This is a genomic window from Paraburkholderia sp. Ac-20340 (assembly GCF_017104965.1).
Taxonomy (GTDB): domain Bacteria; phylum Pseudomonadota; class Gammaproteobacteria; order Burkholderiales; family Burkholderiaceae; genus Paraburkholderia.
Genome location: NZ_JAAGPR010000002.1, coordinates 315,060 through 333,584 on the forward strand (window position 1 = coordinate 315,060; position 18,525 = coordinate 333,584).

At 63.9% G+C, this 18,525-nt stretch carries 16 protein-coding genes; 6 read left to right on the plus strand and 10 right to left on the minus strand.

The features are described 5' to 3' along the window. Positions 1 to 21: 21 nt before the first annotated feature. The 3 genes from G3N59_RS04360 to aspT (G3N59_RS04370) form a co-directional block, all read right to left on the minus strand. The gene (locus tag G3N59_RS04360) at positions 22 to 1,686 is read right to left on the minus strand and encodes a bifunctional aspartate transaminase/aspartate 4-decarboxylase (protein ID WP_205981323.1); all 1,665 of its coding nucleotides are present in this window, start codon (positions 1,684 to 1,686) and stop codon (positions 22 to 24) included. Between the two features lie 175 nt (positions 1,687 to 1,861). Further along, positions 1,862 to 3,547: an aspartate-alanine antiporter gene (gene aspT / locus G3N59_RS04365; protein ID WP_205981324.1), complete on the minus strand. Its 1,686-nt coding sequence runs from the start codon at positions 3,545 to 3,547 to the stop codon at positions 1,862 to 1,864. 72 nt (positions 3,548 to 3,619) lie between these two features. Further along, on the minus strand, positions 3,620 to 5,302 hold the full coding sequence (gene aspT / locus G3N59_RS04370) for an aspartate-alanine antiporter (RefSeq protein ID WP_205981325.1): 1,683 nt from the start codon (positions 5,300 to 5,302) through the stop codon (positions 3,620 to 3,622). A 612-nt stretch (positions 5,303 to 5,914) separates the two neighbouring features. Here aspT (G3N59_RS04370) and G3N59_RS04375 point away from each other — a divergent pair. Further along, positions 5,915 to 6,949, plus strand: a complete 1,035-nt coding sequence (locus tag G3N59_RS04375) for a LysR family transcriptional regulator (protein WP_205981326.1) — start codon at positions 5,915 to 5,917, stop codon at positions 6,947 to 6,949. Between the two features lie 81 nt (positions 6,950 to 7,030). Here the strand turns inward: G3N59_RS04375 and G3N59_RS04380 are convergent, their stop codons facing one another. Further along, complete coding sequence (locus tag G3N59_RS04380; RefSeq protein ID WP_241023198.1) at positions 7,031 to 7,561, minus strand: hypothetical protein; 531 nt, start codon at positions 7,559 to 7,561, stop codon at positions 7,031 to 7,033. Positions 7,562 to 7,700: 139 nt separating this feature from the next. Between G3N59_RS04380 and G3N59_RS04385 the strand changes: the two genes are divergently transcribed. From G3N59_RS04385 to G3N59_RS04395, 3 genes are all read left to right on the plus strand, one after another. After that, a complete protein-coding gene (locus G3N59_RS04385) occupies positions 7,701 to 8,540 on the plus strand; it encodes a crotonase/enoyl-CoA hydratase family protein (RefSeq protein WP_205981328.1) in 840 nt (279 codons plus the stop codon). 263 nt (positions 8,541 to 8,803) lie between these two features. Then, complete coding sequence (locus G3N59_RS04390; protein ID WP_205981329.1) at positions 8,804 to 9,988, plus strand: MFS transporter; 1,185 nt, start codon at positions 8,804 to 8,806, stop codon at positions 9,986 to 9,988. Between the two features lie 57 nt (positions 9,989 to 10,045). Further along, positions 10,046 to 11,197, plus strand: coding sequence for an MFS transporter (locus G3N59_RS04395; protein ID WP_205981330.1), 1,152 nt, complete (start codon positions 10,046 to 10,048; stop codon positions 11,195 to 11,197). A 69-nt stretch (positions 11,198 to 11,266) separates the two neighbouring features. On the opposite strand, the gene fahA is transcribed toward G3N59_RS04395, so the two are convergent. Further along, complete coding sequence (gene fahA / locus G3N59_RS04400; protein ID WP_205981331.1) at positions 11,267 to 12,574, minus strand: fumarylacetoacetase; 1,308 nt, start codon at positions 12,572 to 12,574, stop codon at positions 11,267 to 11,269. Continuing rightward, positions 12,571 to 13,872 carry a homogentisate 1,2-dioxygenase gene (gene hmgA / locus G3N59_RS04405; RefSeq protein WP_241023199.1) on the minus strand — a complete coding sequence of 434 codons (1,302 nt, stop codon included), beginning with the start codon at positions 13,870 to 13,872 and terminating at the stop codon, positions 12,571 to 12,573. Before hmgA ends, fahA begins: the two co-directional genes overlap by 4 nt. A gap of 392 nt (positions 13,873 to 14,264) precedes the next feature. Between hmgA and G3N59_RS04410 the strand changes: the two genes are divergently transcribed. Continuing rightward, positions 14,265 to 15,092, plus strand: coding sequence for an EAL domain-containing protein (locus G3N59_RS04410; RefSeq protein ID WP_205981332.1), 828 nt, complete (start codon positions 14,265 to 14,267; stop codon positions 15,090 to 15,092). 80 nt (positions 15,093 to 15,172) lie between these two features. Here the strand turns inward: G3N59_RS04410 and murB are convergent, their stop codons facing one another. Beyond that, entirely contained in the window at positions 15,173 to 16,228 is a 1,056-nt protein-coding gene (gene murB / locus G3N59_RS04415; protein ID WP_205981333.1) for a UDP-N-acetylmuramate dehydrogenase, read from the minus strand. 212 nt (positions 16,229 to 16,440) lie between these two features. On the opposite strand from murB, the gene G3N59_RS04420 reads away from it, so the two are divergent. Next, positions 16,441 to 16,926 carry a YajQ family cyclic di-GMP-binding protein gene (locus tag G3N59_RS04420; RefSeq protein WP_103702011.1) on the plus strand — a complete coding sequence of 162 codons (486 nt, stop codon included), beginning with the start codon at positions 16,441 to 16,443 and terminating at the stop codon, positions 16,924 to 16,926. Between the two features lie 40 nt (positions 16,927 to 16,966). Here G3N59_RS04420 and G3N59_RS04425 read toward each other — a convergent pair whose 3' ends face one another. The 3 genes from G3N59_RS04425 to G3N59_RS36895 form a co-directional block, all read right to left on the minus strand. Continuing rightward, entirely contained in the window at positions 16,967 to 17,440 is a 474-nt protein-coding gene (locus G3N59_RS04425) for an SRPBCC family protein (RefSeq protein WP_205981334.1), read from the minus strand. After that, a complete protein-coding gene (locus G3N59_RS04430) occupies positions 17,430 to 17,762 on the minus strand; it encodes a helix-turn-helix domain-containing protein (protein WP_205981335.1) in 333 nt (110 codons plus the stop codon). The genes G3N59_RS04425 and G3N59_RS04430 overlap by 11 nt, the downstream gene beginning before the upstream one ends. A 66-nt stretch (positions 17,763 to 17,828) precedes the next feature. Then, the gene (locus tag G3N59_RS36895) at positions 17,829 to 18,317 is read right to left on the minus strand and encodes a DUF2442 domain-containing protein (RefSeq protein WP_241023180.1); all 489 of its coding nucleotides are present in this window, start codon (positions 18,315 to 18,317) and stop codon (positions 17,829 to 17,831) included. Positions 18,318 to 18,525: the final 208 nt, after the last annotated feature.

Here is an 18,525-nt window from a genome sequence, read left to right on the forward strand (position 1 = left end):
ACGCCGCTCACATCCCTACCCTTACTTCTTCACCGCAGCCGGATCGATCTTCTTGCCGGTTTCCTCGTTGTATTGCTTCACGTATTCCGCGCTGAGTTTGCTCATCGCGCGGCCGATCTTGCGGTAATCCGATTCGTTCAGGTTCGCCAGCGACACGCGTCCCGACGGATGCGCCGTGCCGAAGCCCTTGCCCGGCAGCAGCACGACGCGCGCTTCCGCCGCCAGACGGAACAGCAGTTCGTTCGGCTGGACCTGCTTGAGCAGCCAGTCGACGAACTCGCGGCCATAGCGCTTCTCGCCCAGATACTCCAGATCGAGAATCGTGTAGTAATCGACCTGGTTCGGATCGGTTTCGTCGACGGCAATGCCCATTTCCTCGAACAGCGCGCGCTTGCGGCTGCGGATCAGGCGCTTGAGTGCGTTCTTGTAGGCGTCCGGCGTATCCATCAGCGAGAACAGCGAGAACAGCACCATCTGCACCTGCTGCGGCGTCGACAGACCGGCCGTGTGATTGAGCGCGACGGTGCGGCTGTCGGCCACCAGACGGTCGATGAACTTGAGCTTGTCCGGCTCGGTCGTGATCGACTCGTAGCGCTTGTGCAGGATCTTCTTCTCTTCCTTGGGCAGCTTCGCGAGCGTGGCGTCGAGCACATTGTCGCGATGCGTGGCGATCGCACCCAGACGCCAGCCGGTCGCGCCGAAGTACTTCGAATAGGAGTACACGAGAATCGTGTTCTTCGGCGCCAGCGCGAACAGCGAGACGAAGTTATCGGCGAAGGTGCCGTAGACGTCGTCGGTCAGCAGGATCAGGTCCGGGCGTTCCTTGATGATCTCGGCGATGTATTCGAGGCTTTCGTCGTCGATCTTCACCGAAGGCGGATTGCTCGGATTCACGAGGAAGAACGCCTTCACCTTCGGATCGCGCAGCTTGTCGAGTTCCTTCTTCGAGTACTGCCAGTTGTTCTCGACGGTCGCATCCAGATGCACGACGTTGAGCTGGTAGTCGTTGAGTTCGGGAATTTCGATGTAGGGCGTGAAGATCGGCATGCCTAGCGCGATGGTGTCGCCCGCCTTGATCAGGAAGTTCTCGCGCATCGTGTTGAAGATGTACGTCATGGCCGCCGTGCCGCCTTCCACCGCGAACACGTCGAACTCGCCCACGAACGGATGCTTGCCGATCATCTCGCGGCGCAGATACTGCCCGACGATGATTTCCGAGAGCTTGAGCATGCGGTCCGGCACCGGGTAGTTACAGGCCAGGATGCCTTCGCACATTTCGTAGAGGAAATCGCCGGCCGACAAACCCAGCTGATCGCGCACATACGACACCGCGCCGCCGATGAAGTCGATGCCCTGCTCGCCCTTCTTTTCGTGCAGGAACTGGTCGAAGCGCTCGACGATGCCCGCGCGCTGCGGGAAGCCGCCCACGCCTTCGGGCATGTACGAGAACGAGCGCTCCGATTCGCGCATCGCGAACAGGCCCAGTTGCCAGAAGCCGTGGCGCGGAATCGTCGCGAGGAAGTTGGGATTGCCGCGGCCGGCGTTGAGCATCGCGAGGTTGGCGGGGCGCTCGGTCGCGCCGCCGCCGGCGGCCTTGATCAGTTCGTCCTTGAGCTCGAACGGGCTCAGAGCGTCGATGCCAGCCTTTTCCTTCGATTCGTTGCCGTTGCCTTTACCTTTTGCCATGGTGCTCTCCAGTGGAAGACGTTAAGCGTGCCGCCCTTCCAGCGCGATGCGCTTCGATGTCGCTCGCTATCGCTCGCTACCGCTTGATACCGCACATCGCGCTGTGCACGCATTTCGACAGATTCGGGCGGACCTGCGCGCCTTGTATTCGCGCGCGGCCCGCTTTGACTTCATCTCAAGCAAGACCCACGACGAGCGGCCCGAGCAGCGTGAGCAGCACGTTGGCGATCGCGTAGGTGATGGCGAACGGCACCGTCGGCACGGCGCTCTCGGCCTTGTCGAGAATGCCGCCGAAGGCCGGGTTCGCACTGCGCGAGCCGGACAGCGCGCCCGCGAGAATCGCCGCGTTGTTGTACTTGAGCACGTAGCGGCCAAACAGCATCGTGAGGATCAGCGGCACGATGGTCACGACCACGCCCAGCAGGAAGATCGTGATACCGCTTTGCTTGACCGTCACCACGGCCTGCAGGCCCGAATTCAGCCCCACCACCGCGACGAAGGCGGCAAGACCGAAGTCCTTGAGCAGTTGCGAAGCCGCCGGCGGCATCACGCCATACATCGGATGCTTGCCGCGCATCCAGCCGAACACCAGCCCCGCGAGCAGACAGCCGCCGCCCGAGCCGAGCGTGAGCGGAATGCCCGCCACGTTCACCACGATCAGGCCCACCAGCAAGCCCAGCACGAGGCCGACGCCCATGTAGATAAAGTCGGTCTTGTTGCTGTAGGCAAGCTCGTAACCGGCTTGCTGCACGGCACGTTTGGTGTCGGTGGCCGTGCCGTAGACCGTGATGACGTCGCCGTGTTCGAGCTGCGTTTGCGGCAGCACCGGCACCGGCTGGCCCGCGCGTTCGATCTTCTCGATGTAGACGCCGTGGCGCATGTCGTGATCGACGTTCTTGCGGACTTCGGCGATCGTGGTGTGGTTCATGCCCTTCTTCGTGAAGACGAGCTGACGCGTCTGCATCACGAGGCTCATGCCGCCCGAATCCGGCACCTCCGGCCCGATCAGCGCGCCCACTTCGACCATCTGCTCGCGACGGCCCACGACCAGCACGATATCGTCGCGGCTCAGCACGAAGTCGGGCGTCGAATCGACCACCTTGCCCGCGCGCCGGATCTTCTCGATCGCCACGAGGTCGCTCTCCGCCGCTTCGAGCTGCTTGACGCTCTTGCCCGCGCCCGCCTCCACGCGGAACACGCGGCCGAACAGTTCGGGCAGCGCGGTGATCTGGCCAGGACCGCTCGAGGTCGCGCCGCCCGCCATTTCGCGCTCGGCGTCCTGCGAGGCGTCCTTGAGGCTGCGGCCCATGAACTTCGGCAGGATGTTCACGCAGACGATAATCGCGCCCAGCGAGCCGAACACATAGGTCACGGCATAGCCGATCGCGACATCGGCCTGCATCGCCTTGACCTGATCGGCCGGCAGACCCAGACGCGCGATCGCGTCGCCCGCCGTGCCGATAATCGCCGACTGCGTCATGCCGCCTGCCGCCAGACCGGCCGCGAGCCCCTTGTTCAGATGGAACAGCTTCGCGCACACCAGCACCGTGAAGAGACCGGCGAGCGCCATGAACACGGACATGGCGATTTCGCGCAGCGTCTTGCGATTGAGCGAGTTGAAGAAGCCCGGCCCGGAGTCGTAGCCCACGGCGTAGATGAACACCGCGAACATCACCGACTTCACGCCGTTATCGATCGTCACGCCCACCTGACTGACCACCACCGCGGCGAGCAGCGACCCGCCCACGCCGCCTAGCTGAAACTTGCCGAAGTTGATCTGGCCGACCCAGTAACCGACGGCCAGCGAGAGAAACAAGGCGATTTCCGGGGATTTGTGAAAGATGTCATGTAGCCATTCCATCGTGCCCTCGCATTGGTAGGAGTGACGCCTTGCTGCCGCCAGGGAAAGTCGGCAGTGCGAACTGGCGCCGTATCAGCCGAACTTCGTTGCGAGCCCAACCACTACGGGCCCCATAAGCGGCAACAAGATATTCGACAGTGCGTAAGTGATCGTGTAGCCGATCACCGGAGTCGAATTGCCGGTGACGCCAACGAGCGCACTGATCGCCGGCGTGCTGCACTGCTGACCTGCAATCGCGCCGAGCAGCATCGGCGCTTCGAGCTTGAGAAACATCCGCCCGATCCAGAGAGAAAGGAGGCCCGGAATCAGCACCATCAGGATGCCGGCGAGCGGCAGCGCAAGGCCGTATTCGCGCACGAGCTTGATGGCGTCGGGGCCGGCGGAAAGCCCCACGGCGGCGATGAAGGTGGCGAGGCCGAAGTCCTTGAGCACCTGCGCGGCCGCCGAGGGCAGCGAGCCCACCACCGGAAAATGCGAGCGCAGCCAGCCGAAGAACAGCCCCGAAAGCAGACAGCCGCCGCCCGTGCCGAGCACCAGCGCCACGCCGCCCACATTCACGCCGAAGCGCCCGATCATCATGCCGACCAGCACGCCCAGGCCCAGATAGACGAAGTCGGTTTTCTGGGTCTGCTGGATCACGTAGCCGAGGCGCTTGACGCCGCGCGACACGTCCGCGGGCGCGCCCACGAGCGTGAGCACATCGCCGCGATGCACGACGGCGCCGGGCAGCGCGGGCACCGTCGTATCGAGCCGCGTGATTGCGCTCACGTAGATGCCGCGCGCGTCTTCCGGCGCGGCGCGTTCGCGTAGCTGGGCGAGCGTGAGGCCATTGGCGTCGCGGCGCGTGAGCATCACGTCCACGCGATGCGCGAGCAGCTTCGTAAAGCCTTCGCCGGAGACTTCGCCGCCGAGCAGCGCCGAGGCATCGACCATCGCTTCGCGCCGGCCCGCGATCAGCACGACATCGCCGGGCTGCAGCACGAACTGCGCGTTCGTCTCGATCTGGCGCGACGCGCGCAGCACCTGCTCGATCGTGATGTTGTTGCCAAAGCGCGCCTCGAACGCCGACACCTGCATGCCCGCGGCCTGCCCCACATCGAACGCGCGGCCCACGAGCGGCGGCAGCGCGAGACGCTGGCCGTCGTCGAGCACGCCGTCGCCGCCGAGCTTGCGAAACAGGCGCGCGGCTTCATCGCGCAGATTCACGCGCATGATGATGGGCGCGATCTGGCTCGTGAACAGCACGATGGTGATGAGGCCGAAGAGGTAGCTCACGCTATAGGCCGTGACGATGTGCGCCTGCATCGTGCTGACCTGCGTGTCGCTCAGGCCCAGTTTGGCGATGGCCTCCGACGCCGTGCCGATCACCGCCGATTCCGTGGCCGCGCCCGCCAGCAGACCGGCCGCCGTGCCCGCGTCGAGTTTCATCAGGACGACTGCAATCATTACGAGCGTCATGACGGAGACGATTTCGACGATCGACAGCAGTCCATAGCGCCAGCCGCGCCCCACGTTCGCGAAGAACTGCGGGCCGCCCGTGAAACCGAGCGCGAAGATGAAAAGCGCGAACGCAACGTTCTTGAGGTCGGGCGCGATGCGCGCGCCGGTCTGACCCAGCACCAGTGCGACGATCAAGGTGCCGCATACACCGCCCAACGATATGGGCCCAAAACGAATAGAGCCAATCAGATAACCGAGTGCAAGACTGACGAACAGGGCAATCTCGGGTTGCGACTTCAGCAATTCGACGATCATGTCTGGTCTGCCGATTTACGTTCTGGTTTTACCAAAAGCGCTTAACAAAACATGCATAGGGCATGCAGGCCTTTATTTACGCGCCTCGTCGCATATTTGCGTCATATGCAATAAATGCCTGAACCGCCTTTAGTCTTCGTTTATGTTAAAAATGTGATGCCGCTCTTCAATGCTTCGCGGCATTACATTGAAAACAAACGTATGTAAGTCCGGAAAATATCAGGTTGAAGCAAACGCTGTCGCCACAGTGCGCAATACAGACAATGCGGGCAGCGAGTGACGGCCGCAAAGCCTTATTGCGCGGGCATGAGCGCCGGATTGAATGCGCTTTTTCCGTTTGAATCAAGGCGAGTTAGCACGTGCAGCAAAATGTCGCTTCTCGCCTCATCCAATTCCCATGCCAGCTTTACCGCCAATCTTTTACAGGCAAAGAAACAGCACTACCGTTTGAGATAGATATTGTAATTCTCAACGACTGTCAATATTATTTTCGTGCACGATCGCTGTTCGCTTAGAAGGAATCCGCGTTACTCTGGATACCCGGCGTTTGCCGTGAATGTCCGCGTAACGCCCATTCAACCGGCACATGCACCAGCATACGAGGCGAATTCGATGAATCAGATCCACGCCATGCGCGTCTTCGTCAGGGTTGCGGAGTCGCAGAGCTTTCGCCGCGCCGCGCAGCAACTCGATGTCTCGAATGCGCTCGTCACCCGCTCGGTCGCGATGCTCGAAGCGCATCTGCACACGCGCCTCATCAATCGCACGACGCGCAATCTTTCGCTCACCGAAGCAGGTCTGCGTTATCTCGAAGGCTGCAAGAGCGTGCTCGAAGAACTCGATCACCTCGAAGATTCGCTCGCGCATACCGAGCGCGAACCCAGCGGCACCCTACGCGTGATGGCAGCGGGCTCGCTCTCGTTCGCCACGCTCACACCGCTGATCGACGGGTTTCGCAGGCTTTATCCGCGTGTGAATGTGCGGCTCACGCTCGCAGAGAAACAGACGGAACTGCTCGAAGATGGCTTCGATGTGGGCATCGTCGCGGCGTCGGCGACACGCGGCGGCGAGTTCGTCGAACATGCGCTGGGCAGCACCGCGTTCGTGCCTTGCGCGTCGCCGGTGTGGATCGAGGAACATGGCGAGCCGCGCACACCCGAACAACTGGAGCAGCACGCTGCCGTGACCTTGCCGCCGGAAGAGCGCAGCGCCAGCTGGCTGTTCGCGCGGCGCGCAGATCCGCTGCAACAGACGCAGCAGGCGCAGCAAGTCACGCTGCAGCCCGGCTACGCGGTCAACAACATGCTGATGGTGCGGCTTGCCGCGCTTGCGGGCATGGGCGTGGCGATCGTGCCCGCACCGCTCGTGGCGGACGACATCGCGGCGGGCACGCTGGTGCGTCTGCTCCCCGAGTACGAGATCGAAGACGCGCAGGCGAATATGGCGATTGTTTATCCGCGCCGGCAATATCTGCCCGCGAAGACCTTGCGCTTCGTCGATTACACCGTCGAGCATTTCGCGCAGGCGTGCGATGAGCATCCGGCGTCGGCGAGCGCAGCGAAACCCGCCCCTCAGGTTGCCGCGTTGCGCACGATGAGCGGCAACGTCAGCGCGGGCTCTGCATGGCACGCGATGAACGGCGCGTAGCGAAGCAGCACATTCAACCTCGCATCGAGGGGCGCCTGGGCGCCCCTTCGCTTCTGTGCGCCGCCTGCTGCCAGATCTTTGCTACACGGCCTGTTGCACCGCGTCGCGCTGCGCATCGTCCTCGCCTGCCGCGCCGCAAAGCTCGCGCAGCAACGGCGCCTCGCGCTCGTGCACTTCCACCGGCAACCACATCGCACCGGCCCACGCGAGATAGCGCGCGCGATGCTGGCCGTTGCGAAACGCCACCACGCCCACGTGCGCGAGGCCCAGCCAGCCCGCAATGCCGATGCCGCGCCGCTTCGTGATCGTCACGTAGGGCATCTGCGGCACGCGTTCGTTGTCCGGATCGAGAAACTCGCGGATGCCGCGCACCTTGCCCACATGCCAGTCATCGACGGGCTTGAGCACGTAATCGGTATCGTCGCGATCGGCGCAAAGCAGCAGTTTGTGGAGATCGACCACCACCACTTCGTGGCGGGTGCCATCGGTCGTGAAGACGCGCTTGAGGCGCACGTGGTCGTACGCCTGATGCGCAGGCAGTGGCACGACCCAGACCGGGCCGCTTCCGCCTTGCAGCGGCGGGGAAGGAATCGAAGGCATCTCGGCAGACATGGACATGGACGTCTTCGGCATGCAGTTAGTGCGCCTCTCGCAGGGAGGAAAAGCGACCTAAGCTACGAGGGATTCGTGACTATTGTGTGACCTATGCGGCGTGAATGCGCGCAGTGTGGGCCCTTCAGGGAAGACGCCGATGGACACCGACAACGCAGCCCACCCGCAGCATCGCGACGACACGAGTATCGAAACCTTCGGCGCGCATGTGCACATCGAAGCGCGCGCGCAGGTCGCGACGATCGTGCTCGATCGCCCGGCGCAGCGCAATGCGATCGACCGCGTCGTCGCCGATGCGCTTGCGGCCGCGTTCACACGTTTCGAATCGAATCCGCAATGGCGCGCGGCGGTGCTTTACGGCGCGGGCGGCACCTTCTGCGCGGGCGCCGATCTGGGCGCGCTGAACGACGACACGCGTCGCAATACCGTGAACGCCGACGGCAGCGGCAACGGCCCGCTCGGCCCGACACGCATGCTGCTGAACAAGCCGGTCATTGCTGCCATTTCAGGATACGCCGTCGCCGGAGGACTGGAACTCGCGCTGCTCTGCGATCTGCGCGTCATCGAACAGAACAGCGTGCTTGGCGTGTTCTGCCGCCGCGTAGGCGTGCCGCTGATCGACGGCGCAACGGTGCGCCTGCCGCGACTGATCGGCCTTTCGCGCGCGCTCGATCTGATTCTCACGGGGCGCGCGGTGGATGCGCAGGAAGCCTTGTCGATGGGCCTGGCGAATCGCGTGGTCGCGCCCGGCACCGCGCTCGACGTTGCACAAACACTGGCCGCGCAACTCGCGGCGTTTCCGCAGGCCGCGCTGCTCGCCGACCGCAAATCGGCGTATGAAAACAGCCCGCTCGACGACCTCGCCGAAGCGCTGCGCCGCGAAGGCGCCGGCGGCTATCGCGCGGTGATGGACGAAGGTCTCGCAATGGCCGCGCGCTTCGCCGCCGGTGCGGGCCGTCACGGCGAGTCGTTTGATTGATCAAGCCTGATCGACGAAGCGAGAGGAGCAAGCGAGGCGAGCGCCCCCGCGTACCCCGACGAAATCGCCGGCACAACCATCGGCACACGCGCCCGGCGGACAGTGTTGCGTAAGAAGAACGCAAGAAAAGGGTGTCGCATGCGGCGCGGCGCATTTCAGTACAATCCCGGGTTGACTCGTGCCGCGCACGTCTGCGCGGGCGATTCGAGGCCTGCGTTCACGCGCAATTCCACGGCCCACGCCTTACCTCCATCACGCCAGCCATGCCACTGCCCCTGCTCGCCCTCGCCGTTGCCGCGTTTGGTATCGGTACCACCGAATTCGTCATCATGGGCCTGCTGCCCGACGTCGCGCGCGACCTGTCCGTGTCGATTCCGGCCGCGGGCATGCTCGTCTCGGCCTACGCACTGGGTGTGACGATCGGCGCGCCCATCGTCGCCATCGCGATCGCCAACGTGCCGCGCAAGGCGGCGCTGATGCGGCTGATCGGCATCTTTATCGTCGGCAATCTGCTGTGCGCGCTGGCGCCGAATTATTCGATCCTGATGGCCGCGCGCATCGTCACGGCGTTCTGCCATGGCGCGTTTTTCGGCATCGGCTCGGTGGTGGCGGCGGGACTCGTGGCGCCGAACCGGCGCGCCCAGGCGATCGCGCTGATGTTCACCGGCCTCACGCTCGCCAACGTGCTGGGCGTGCCGCTGGGCACCGCGCTCGGGCAACTGGCCGGCTGGCGCACGACCTTCTGGGCGGTGACCGGCATCGGCCTGCTGGCCGCGCTGGCGCTGCAGATCTGCCTGCCGAAGCACATCGAAATGCAGAAGGCGAGCCTCGTGCACGAATTCAGCGTGCTCAAGAACCCGCAGGTGCTGATGGTGCTGGGCATCAGCGTGCTGGCATCGGCGAGCCTGTTCTCGGTGTTCACCTACATCACGCCGATTCTCGAAGACGTTTCCGGTTTCTCGCCGCATGAAGTGACCTTCGTGCTGCTGCTGTTCGGCCTGGGCCTCACGGTGGGCAGCACGCTCGGCGGCAAGCTGGCCGACTGGAAACTGATGCGCTCGCTGCTGGTGTTCCTCGCGATGATCGGCGTGGTGCTCGCGGTGTTCGCCGCGACCATGCACGACCCGATCATGGCGAGCGCGACCATCTTCGTGTGGGGCATTCTGGCCTTCGCGATCGTGCCGCCGCTGCAGATGCTGATCGTCAATCGGGCGAGCGAAGCGCCCAACCTGGCGTCGACGCTCAATCAGGGCGCGTTCAACCTGGGCAATGCGGGCGGCGCGTGGATTGGCGGCGTGGCGATCGGCTCGGGCGCGGCGCTCACCACCCTGCCGTGGGTCGGCCTGCTGATGGCGCTTGCGGCGTTGGGGCTGACGTTTGTATCGGCGCAACTCGAGCGGCGCGCGCGCCGCCGCACGGCGGTGAGCGGACCGACATCGGCGATCTGATCCGCCGGGGCGCTTTTTCCTTACGGTTGTAAATGGGGCGGTGTAGGATTGCGCCCGATGAAAACCGTCCTCACCCGCGATTTCCTCGCGCTGATCCTGAGCGTGGCCGTGGTTGGCCTGGGCTCCGGCGCGACCTTGCCGCTGACTGCGCTTGCCCTCACCGATGCCGGCTATGGCACGGGCGTCGTCGGCCTGTTGACGGCCGCGCAGGCGCTCGGCGGCCTCGCGGTCGTGCCGTTCACGGCCTGGATTGCTGCGCGCATTGGCTCGCGGCAGGTGATCGTCGGGTCGGTGCTGGCGGTTGCGGTGGCCACCGCGTCGATGCAGTGTTGCGCCAATCTCTGGATCTGGGGCGCGCTGCGGATGATCTGCGGCGCGGCGTTGATGCTGCTTTTCACCATCGGCGAAGCGTGGGTCAACGAACTCGCCGACGATTCCAATCGCGGCCGCGTCGTCGGCATCTACGCGACGACCTTCACGCTTTTCCAGATGTCCGGGCCCGTGCTGGTGAGCCAGATCGCGGGCTACACGGCGTGGCGCTTTGCGATTTGCGGCGCCATCTTTCTGATCGCCTTGCCGATGCTGGCGGCGATCCGCTCCTCTCCGCACACGTCGGAATCCCACGAGCAGCATGGAAGCTGGCGGCATGTGCTGCCGAAGATGCCGGCTTTGATTATCGTCACCGGTTTTTTCGCGCTGTTCGATACGCTCGCGCTTTCCTTGCTGCCGCTGTTTGCTATCGGGCATGGGATCGATAGCGAGGTGGCGGTGCTGTTTGCGTCGGTTGTGCTGCTCGGCGATACGACGATGCAGTTTCCTATCGGCTGGCTGGCCGATCGCCTGGGGCGCGAGCGCGTGCACGCGCTGATGGGCGTGATCGTCGCTGTGCTGTTGCCGCTGGTGCCTTTTGTCGTCGATGTGCCGTGGTTGCGCTGGCCGCTCCTGTTTGTGATGGGGGCCGCGGCCGGGTCGATCTATACGCTCGCGATTGTGGCTTGCGGGGAGCGGTTCGAAGGCGTGGCGCTCGTTTCTGCGAGCGCTTTAGTGAGCGCTTCGTGGAGTGCTGCCAGTTTTGGCGGGCCTATTGTTACGGGGGCCTTGATGGAGCACGTCGGGCGCGATTCCATGCTTTGGGTGCTGTTTGCTTGCGCGCTGGTGTTTCTTGGCGCGTTGCGGTGGGAGCGGGCTCGCGGGATTGAGCGGGCTTAGGGTGGTGGGGTGCTGGCATTTCCCGAATTCAAGGAAATGCCAACGGTGCTCCCAGGAAAGCCCAAAAACTTACTTCACCGCAGGCATCACCACCCCGACACACGTCCCAAACCCTACCCGATACCCATCGCCCTGGCACCATCCAGCAAGCGTCAGCTCATCGCCATCCTCGATAAAGCCACGCGTGCCGCCATCTTTAAGCGCCACCGGATTTTTAGCGTTCCAGGTAATCTCCAGCAGACTCCCAAACGAATCCGCCGTCGGCCCCGAGATCGTCCCCGAGCCCAGCAAATCGCCCACGCGCATATTGCAGCCCGCAACCGTATGGTGCGCAAGCTGCTGCGCCATCGACCAGTACATATACCGGAAGTTGGTGCGCGAAATCGTCGTCGCTTCCGACGCGCCTTCAGGCCGCAACAGCACCTCCAGCGAGATATCGAACGCATGCTCGCCCGCATGCCGCAGATACTCGAGCGGCTTGGGCTCCTGCACAGGCTGCGCCACCCGGAACGGCTCCAGCGCATCCAGCGTCACAATCCACGGCGAGATCGTCGTCGCGAAGCCCTTCGCGTTAAACGGCCCCAGCGGCACATATTCCCACTGCTGGATATCGCGCGCGCTCCAGTCATTGAGCAGCACCATGCCGAAGATATGCGCCTCGGCATCCTCGCACGCCACCGGCTCGCCCAGCGCATTGCCGCGCCCGATAATAAAGCCCGTCTCCAGTTCGATGTCCAGCTTGCGGCACGCGCCAAACACCGGCCGTTCCTGATCCGGCAGCTTCAACTGGCCATTCGGACGCCGCACCGGCGTGCCGCTCACCACCACCGACGAAGCCCGCCCGTTATAGCCGATCGGCATTTCCGACCAGTTCGGCAGCAACGCATTCTTCGGATCCCGAAACATCGATCCAACATTCGTCGCATGCTCTTTCGACGAATAAAAATCCGTATAGCCCGGAATATCGACCGGCATATGCAGCTTCGCATCGGCGAGCTTGACGAACACACGCTGACGCAGCGCCGCATCGTCGCGCAACGTCGAGGTCTCTTTCGCCAGCAGCGCCGATAGCTGCACGCGCACACTGCGCCACGCATCGCGGCCCAGCGCGATGAAGTCGTTCAGCGCAGGCCGCGCGAAGACGTTCGACTCCGCGCCCACCCGCAGCAGCCCCGCTTCGAACAGCGCCGCCAGATCGGCCACCTGATCGCCGATCGCCACGCCCACGCGCGCCTGCGCTTGCTGCGCCGTGCTGAACACGCCGAACGGCAGGTTCTGGATCGGGAAATCGCAGGCCGCGTCGTTCGCGCTGTCGATCCAGCTCTTGCGCTGCGGGTCCAGCGTCGCCTGCAGTTCGCGGTTGATGGGATTGCTCATGCCTTCTCCGGATTGAAGTGTTTCTTGAGGCCTTGCCAGCACTCGTAGTAATGCGCCTGCAACTGGCTCGTTTCGAGCGCGTAGCGCGTCGGGCGGATCAGCGTGCGGGTCTCGAACATGAAGGCCATCGTGTCGCCGACCTTGTGCGGTTTGCTGGTGTCGGCGTTCGAGGCTTTCTCGAAGGTGTCGGCATCCGGGCCGTGGCCCGACATGCAGTTGTGCAGGCTCGCGCCGCCCGGCACGAAGCCTTCGGCCTTGGCGTCGTACACGCCATGCACGAGGCCCATGAATTCGCTCGCCACGTTGCGGTGATACCAGGGCGGACGGAAGGTGTTCTCGGCGGCCAGCCAGCGCGGCGGGAAGATCACGAAGTCGATCGAATCGACGCCCGGCGTGTCCGTCGGCGAATGCAGCACGAGGAAGATCGACGGATCCGGATGATCGAAGCTGATCGAGCCGATCGTGTTGTAGCGGCGCAGGTCGTACTTGTACGGCGCGTAGTTGCCGTGCCAGGCCACCACGTCGAGCGGCGAATGGCCGATATCGGCGCGCCACAGCTGGCCGTTGAGTTTGGTGACGAGTTCGAACTGGCCTTCGCGGTCTTCGTAGGCCGCGTGCGGCGTGAGGAAGTCGCGCGGATTCGCCAAACCATTCGAGCCGATCACGCCCAGATCCGGCAGACGCAGCAGCGCACCGAAGTTCTCGCAGATATAGCCGCGCGCTTCGCCATCGGGCAGATCGACGGTAAAGCGCACGCCGCGCGGAATCACGGCGATCTCGAACGGTTCGATGTCGAGCCGGCCCATTTCCGTGGCGATCGACAGACGCCCCTGCTGCGGCACGATCAGCAGTTCGCCGTCGGTGTTGTAGAAGAAGCGGTCCTGCATCGAGCGGTTGGCCGCGTACAGATGAATCGCGCAACCGCTCATCGCGGCCGCCGAGCCGTTGCCCGCCATCGTCACCCAGCCGTCGATGAAATCGGTCGGCGCGGCGGGCATGGACAGCGCGTCCCAGCGCAGCTGGTTGGGCGGTGTGGGCGGCACATCGCCGAAATCGGCGACGAGACGCGCGCCCTGCCCGTTCGTCTGCGATTCGAGCGGCGTGAACGGCTGATGCACCGCGCCCGGGCGGATGCGGTACAGCCACGTTCTGCGGTTATGCGAGCGCGGCGCGGTGAAGGCCGTGCCCGACAACTGTTCGGCGTACAGGCCGTACGCGCAGCGCTGCGGCGAGTTCTGGCCCGCGGGCAAGGCGCCGGGCAGCGCCTCGGTGGCGAATTCGTTGGCGAAGCCGCTCATGTAACCACTTGCGCCGCGCTCACCACCCGCTTCTTGACCCTGCAGGCCCTGAGCGCCCGCCTGGCCGGGCATCGGTGCGTTCATCACTGTCTCTCCACGTTTCTATACCGGATCGGCTACGCGACGCGCGCCGTTCTGCTCGGGCGCTTGCGTCACGCGATTTACGAATAGTAAAACGGATTATGATTAGTGAAATTGCACGTAAACCCTGGGCGCGGCTTTTTTTGCGGCGGCGCCAAGCCTGGCAAGCCTTGGCGCGTGGATATCGTTATCACCAATCAATGCATGCCAGGGCGCTGCGGGCTGCTACCATCAAGTCATGCGGCCCCGTAGCCGCGCTTGTTCCATGTATTCCCTTTCCAACTCCGTTTGCCTCGCCTCTTCATCGCGTCATGATCGCTCCGACTATTCCCGAGCTTGTTGCCCGCTCCGCCAGCCATCCTTTTCTCGGCGAGCATCTGGCGATGGGGACCGGCGCGCATCACGCCGAAGCCATCGCGCGGCGGCGCGGCGTGGAAATGCTCAGCGCCTACGAGCCGATCTACGACATCAGCGTGCATGGCGGCGTGCAGTCGCTGACGGCCGATCTCACGTCGGCGGCCCGTTTCGGCGATGAACTCGGCTTTCAGGCCGTCACGTTGCGCGACGAAAACGGCAAGATCGCGCCCTTCGATCCGTTCACCGATACGCTCGACGACCCGGAACTGGTCGCGCTCGACCGCTGCGTGCGCGCGCTGCACACGATCAACTTTCTGGGTTCGCAGCAGCACGGCCTGCTGTTTCTGCGCGTGCACGAGCGGCTGCTCAAGAGCGTGAAATACGATCATGGGCGCCATTTCTCGAACGTGCTGGTGTCGTTCGGGCTCAATCCCGGGCGCGTGGTGATCGAGCTGCCGGCGGCGGCAGTCGCGCATCGCACCTTCGTCGGCTATCTGACGAAGAGTTATCAGCGCTATGGATTCAAGGTGGCGGGCAATCTGCCCAATGCCGGGCAGATCCTGTCCGTGTCGGACATGGCGCGGCTCGATTTCGTGAAGATGGATGCGAGTTCGGCGCTGCGCGATTCGATGGTCAAGCCGCTGGTGAGCTACGCCGCGCGCCTGCGCATTCCGCTGATTTTCAACCGCGTGATGGACTCGTCGCAGTTCGAACAATTGCAGCAGTACGACGTGCGTTTCGTGCAAGGGCCCGTGTTTGCGGCGCAGAATAGCGCCGCGTAAAAACGCCTGAACGCAGGGTCTGAATGCAAAAACGCCGCGCATGACAGCGCGGCGTTTTTTGTTCGAGCGTGAAACAGCGCTTAAAGGCTGATCGGTTCCTGCTCCAGCTCCACGCCGAAACGCGCCTGCACGTCGTTGCGGATCGCTTTCGCGAGTTCGAGGATATCGGTGCCGCACGCGCCGCCGCGATTCACCAGCACGAGCGCCTGACGCTCATGCACGGCCGCCGCGCCCAGCGTGCGCCCCTTCCAGCCGCACTGGTCGATCAGCCAGCCCGCCGCGAGCTTCACGCGGCCGTCGGCCTGCGCGTAGGAAACGACTTGCGGCTCGCGCAGCACCAGCGCGTCGAACTGCTCGGCGTCGATCACCGGATTCTTGAAGAAGCTGCCCGCGTTGCCCAGCACCAGCGGATCGGGCAGTTTGGCGCGGCGCACGGCGACGACGGCATCGAACACGTCGCGTGCGTGGCGCGCTTGATCGAGACCGCGCTGCGCGAGTTCACGCGCGAGATCGGCGTAACCGGCGTTGGCGCGCCACTGCTTCGGCAAACGGAAGGTCACCGAAACGATCACGAAGCGGTCGCGCCCTTCGCGCTTGAAAAAACTGTCGCGATAACCGAAGGCGCAATCGGCGGCATCGAATTCGTACGGCGTGCCGGTTTCCAGTTCGATCGCGCGCACGCGAGCGCAGCGCTCGGCCATTTCCAGCCCGTAGGCGCCGATGTTCTGGATCGGCGCGGCGCCCACCGTGCCCGGAATCAGCGCGAGGTTTTCCAAACCGCCCATGCCCGCTTCGAGCGTCCACGCGACGAAATCGTGCCAGTTCTCGCCGGCAGCGGCTTCCACGTACCAGGCATCATCGTCTTCGTGGACGACGCGCTTGCCCGCCAGCGCGATCATCAGCACCAGACCGTCGAAGTCGCGCGTGAGCACGACGTTGCTGCCGCCGCCCAGCACGAGCGTCGGCAGACCGGCGGCGCGCGGGTCGCCGAGCGCCTTCATCAGATCGGCTTCGTGCTCGATGCGGCAGGCCAGACGCGCGCGCACGTCGAAGCCGAAGGTGTTATGCGCGCGCAGCGGGTAGCCGGCGGTGAACCACACGGGGGACGGATCGGCAGACGCGAAGGAGGCGGACATCGGAAAAATCGGGACGGAGAGAAAGCAGCAAAAAGACAGGAAAAGTAACGCCGTTGTGCCACGGCGGGACGCGGCACGCGCCGTGCAGCCTTGGGCAAACACGGCCGCGCCGGTAAAATGGCGCGGTCCGTGATTATAGCGAGTGCGCGGCGCGTCTCAGTAACCGCTACGGCGGCCGGGTTCCGCGGCGCTCGCACCTTTGGGAGAAAGCAATGCCATCGTTTGACGTCGTCAGCGAAGCCAACATGATCGAAGTGAAGAACGCGATCGAGCAATCCAACAAGGAGATCTCCACGCGCTTCGACTTCAAGGGTTCCGATGCGCGCGTCGAGCAGAAAGAACGCGAGCTGACCGCGTTCGCCGACGACGATTTCAAGCTCGGTCAGGTCAAGGACGTGCTGATTTCGAAAATGGCCAAGCGCAATGTGGATGTGCGCTTCCTCGACTACGGCAAGATCGAGAAGATCGGCGGCGACAAGGTCAAGCAGGTCATCACCGTGAAGAAGGGTGTGTCGGGCGACCTCGCGAAGAAGATCGTGCGCCTCGTGAAAGACAGCAAGATCAAGGTCCAGGCGAGCATCCAGGGCGACGCCGTGCGCGTGACGGGCACCAAGCGCGACGACCTGCAAAGCGTGATCGCCATGCTGCGCAAGGACGTGACCGACACGCCGCTCGACTTCAACAACTTCCGCGACTGATCTTGTCGCGCGCCGCCCGGTAGTTCGATAGCGGCGGGACTTAAGCGCCCGTCGCGACGAGCGGCATCAATACCTCGCCCGTTTCCAGCAGTGTCTTCAGATTCGACAGGATACGCGGCCAGCCGCCCGACACGGCTTCGATGAACTTCGAGCCCGGGCGCGCCACCCGATGCGTGACCGTGAGCTTCACCGCCTGCTCCACCGCCTCGATCTCGAGCGTGCAGAGGGAATCGCCCTCATCGGCCAGTTCCGGCCTGAACACATTGCGCCAGCGAATCACCAGCCGGTGCGGCGGGTCCGCTTCCACGATTTCGCCCGTATCCGCCACGCGGCCATCGGCGAAACGCAACTGCCACGGCGAACCCGCGCGAAAGTCGCTTTCCTGATGCATGCCGTACCAGTAGCGCTCGGTGAACGCGCGGCCGGTGAGCGCGGTCCAGAGTTCGGCGGGCGTCGTGCGGATGTAGGTGACGTAGACGAAGAGCGATTCGTTTGCCTGCACATCACGGCTCATGACGGTCTCCTTGCGCTTCGAGCGAGCGTCGCAGATCGACGAGCGCGTCCACGCGGTTGCGTTCGAACTTGCCGATCCAGCGCGCGGCCATCTCGCCAATCGGCACCGGATTGATGAAGTGCAGCTTCTCGCGGCCGTGGCGTTGAGCCACCACCAGATTCGCCGCTTCGAGTACGCCCAGATGCTTGGTCACCGCCTGGCGCGACATGGCCAGCCCGTCGCACAACTGCGTGAGCGTCTGGCCGTTTTTCTCGTGCAGCCGGTCCAGCAACTCGCGGCGGCTCGCATCCGCGAGCGCGCGAAATACGGCGTCGTCGTTCATGGGGCTCATTATGCAACCCTGTGGTTGCATGTCAAGATGAACACGACGCATCGAACAGGAACGCCTCTAGGCCCTGCGTTCAAGCTCGATCAGCAGCGGCGCAGCGGACCGCTGGCGCAAACGCCCCGTCTGGCGGCCCTTGGCGCGAATGATCTTCGTCCTCGCTCGGGCCCGGAGCGGCGCGGTGGCGCGCGTCACTTCCTCCATCCAGATCTTCGATCCATACGCGCCGATAAGCAGCCCCGGCGCCCACACCGCTTCGTCCAGCCGCGGAAAGTAGATCGACGATCCTGCGCCCCAGATTTCGATCAGCGCCAGTTGCGACGGCGTTGGCCACTTCGCCATGAAGTGGAACTCCTGAATCAGCACGATGGGCACCGCGATATCTACACCATGCGCGTACGAGATTTCGAGTTTGCGATTCGAGCGGTTGTAGTGCGCGGCAACCGCGACCGGAACTTTTTCTCCCGCCCGTCCGGCGGCTTCGTACTCTTCGCGGGTGAAGACGACCATGTTTGAGATCTCCTGAATTCGATTTTTTTCCAGTGCCAGCAAAGTTGCCCAACCTCTGGCTCCAGCACCTTCAAGAAACGCCTGACCACGCGCTGTGTAAGCGGCGTGCGATCACGCAACACAGGCGGCCCGTGCGGACAATTGAGGTTCAACACGCACTCGCCGTCCGAAGTCTCGACATGAATATGCGGAGGATCATGGTCGTTCGAATGGATTCGCACGCGAGCGCCTAAAACACGAAGAACGATCG

Bases quoted from the DNA above. Each gene is read 5' to 3' on its own strand.
- fahA (WP_205981331.1), bottom strand. From the start codon at position 12,574: ATGAGCAATCCCATCAACCGCGAACTGCAGGCGACGCTGGACCCGCAG.
- G3N59_RS04430 (WP_205981335.1), bottom strand. From the start codon at position 17,762: ATGAACGACGACGCCGTATTTCGCGCGCTCGCGGATGCGAGCCGCCGC.
- G3N59_RS04375 (WP_205981326.1), top strand. From the start codon at position 5,915: ATGAATCAGATCCACGCCATGCGCGTCTTCGTCAGGGTTGCGGAGTCG.
- G3N59_RS04425 (WP_205981334.1), bottom strand. From the start codon at position 17,440: ATGAGCCGTGATGTGCAGGCAAACGAATCGCTCTTCGTCTACGTCACC.
- G3N59_RS04380 (WP_241023198.1), bottom strand. From the start codon at position 7,561: ATGTCTGCCGAGATGCCTTCGATTCCTTCCCCGCCGCTGCAAGGCGGA.
- G3N59_RS04410 (WP_205981332.1), top strand. From the start codon at position 14,265: ATGATCGCTCCGACTATTCCCGAGCTTGTTGCCCGCTCCGCCAGCCAT.
- G3N59_RS04420 (WP_103702011.1), top strand. From the start codon at position 16,441: ATGCCATCGTTTGACGTCGTCAGCGAAGCCAACATGATCGAAGTGAAG.
- G3N59_RS04360 (WP_205981323.1), bottom strand. From the start codon at position 1,686: ATGGCAAAAGGTAAAGGCAACGGCAACGAATCGAAGGAAAAGGCTGGC.
- murB (WP_205981333.1), bottom strand. From the start codon at position 16,228: ATGTCCGCCTCCTTCGCGTCTGCCGATCCGTCCCCCGTGTGGTTCACC.
- G3N59_RS04385 (WP_205981328.1), top strand. From the start codon at position 7,701: ATGGACACCGACAACGCAGCCCACCCGCAGCATCGCGACGACACGAGT.
- G3N59_RS04390 (WP_205981329.1), top strand. From the start codon at position 8,804: ATGCCACTGCCCCTGCTCGCCCTCGCCGTTGCCGCGTTTGGTATCGGT.
- aspT (WP_205981324.1), bottom strand. From the start codon at position 3,547: ATGGAATGGCTACATGACATCTTTCACAAATCCCCGGAAATCGCCTTG.
- G3N59_RS04395 (WP_205981330.1), top strand. From the start codon at position 10,046: ATGAAAACCGTCCTCACCCGCGATTTCCTCGCGCTGATCCTGAGCGTG.
- aspT (WP_205981325.1), bottom strand. From the start codon at position 5,302: ATGATCGTCGAATTGCTGAAGTCGCAACCCGAGATTGCCCTGTTCGTC.
- hmgA (WP_241023199.1), bottom strand. From the start codon at position 13,872: ATGAGCGGCTTCGCCAACGAATTCGCCACCGAGGCGCTGCCCGGCGCC.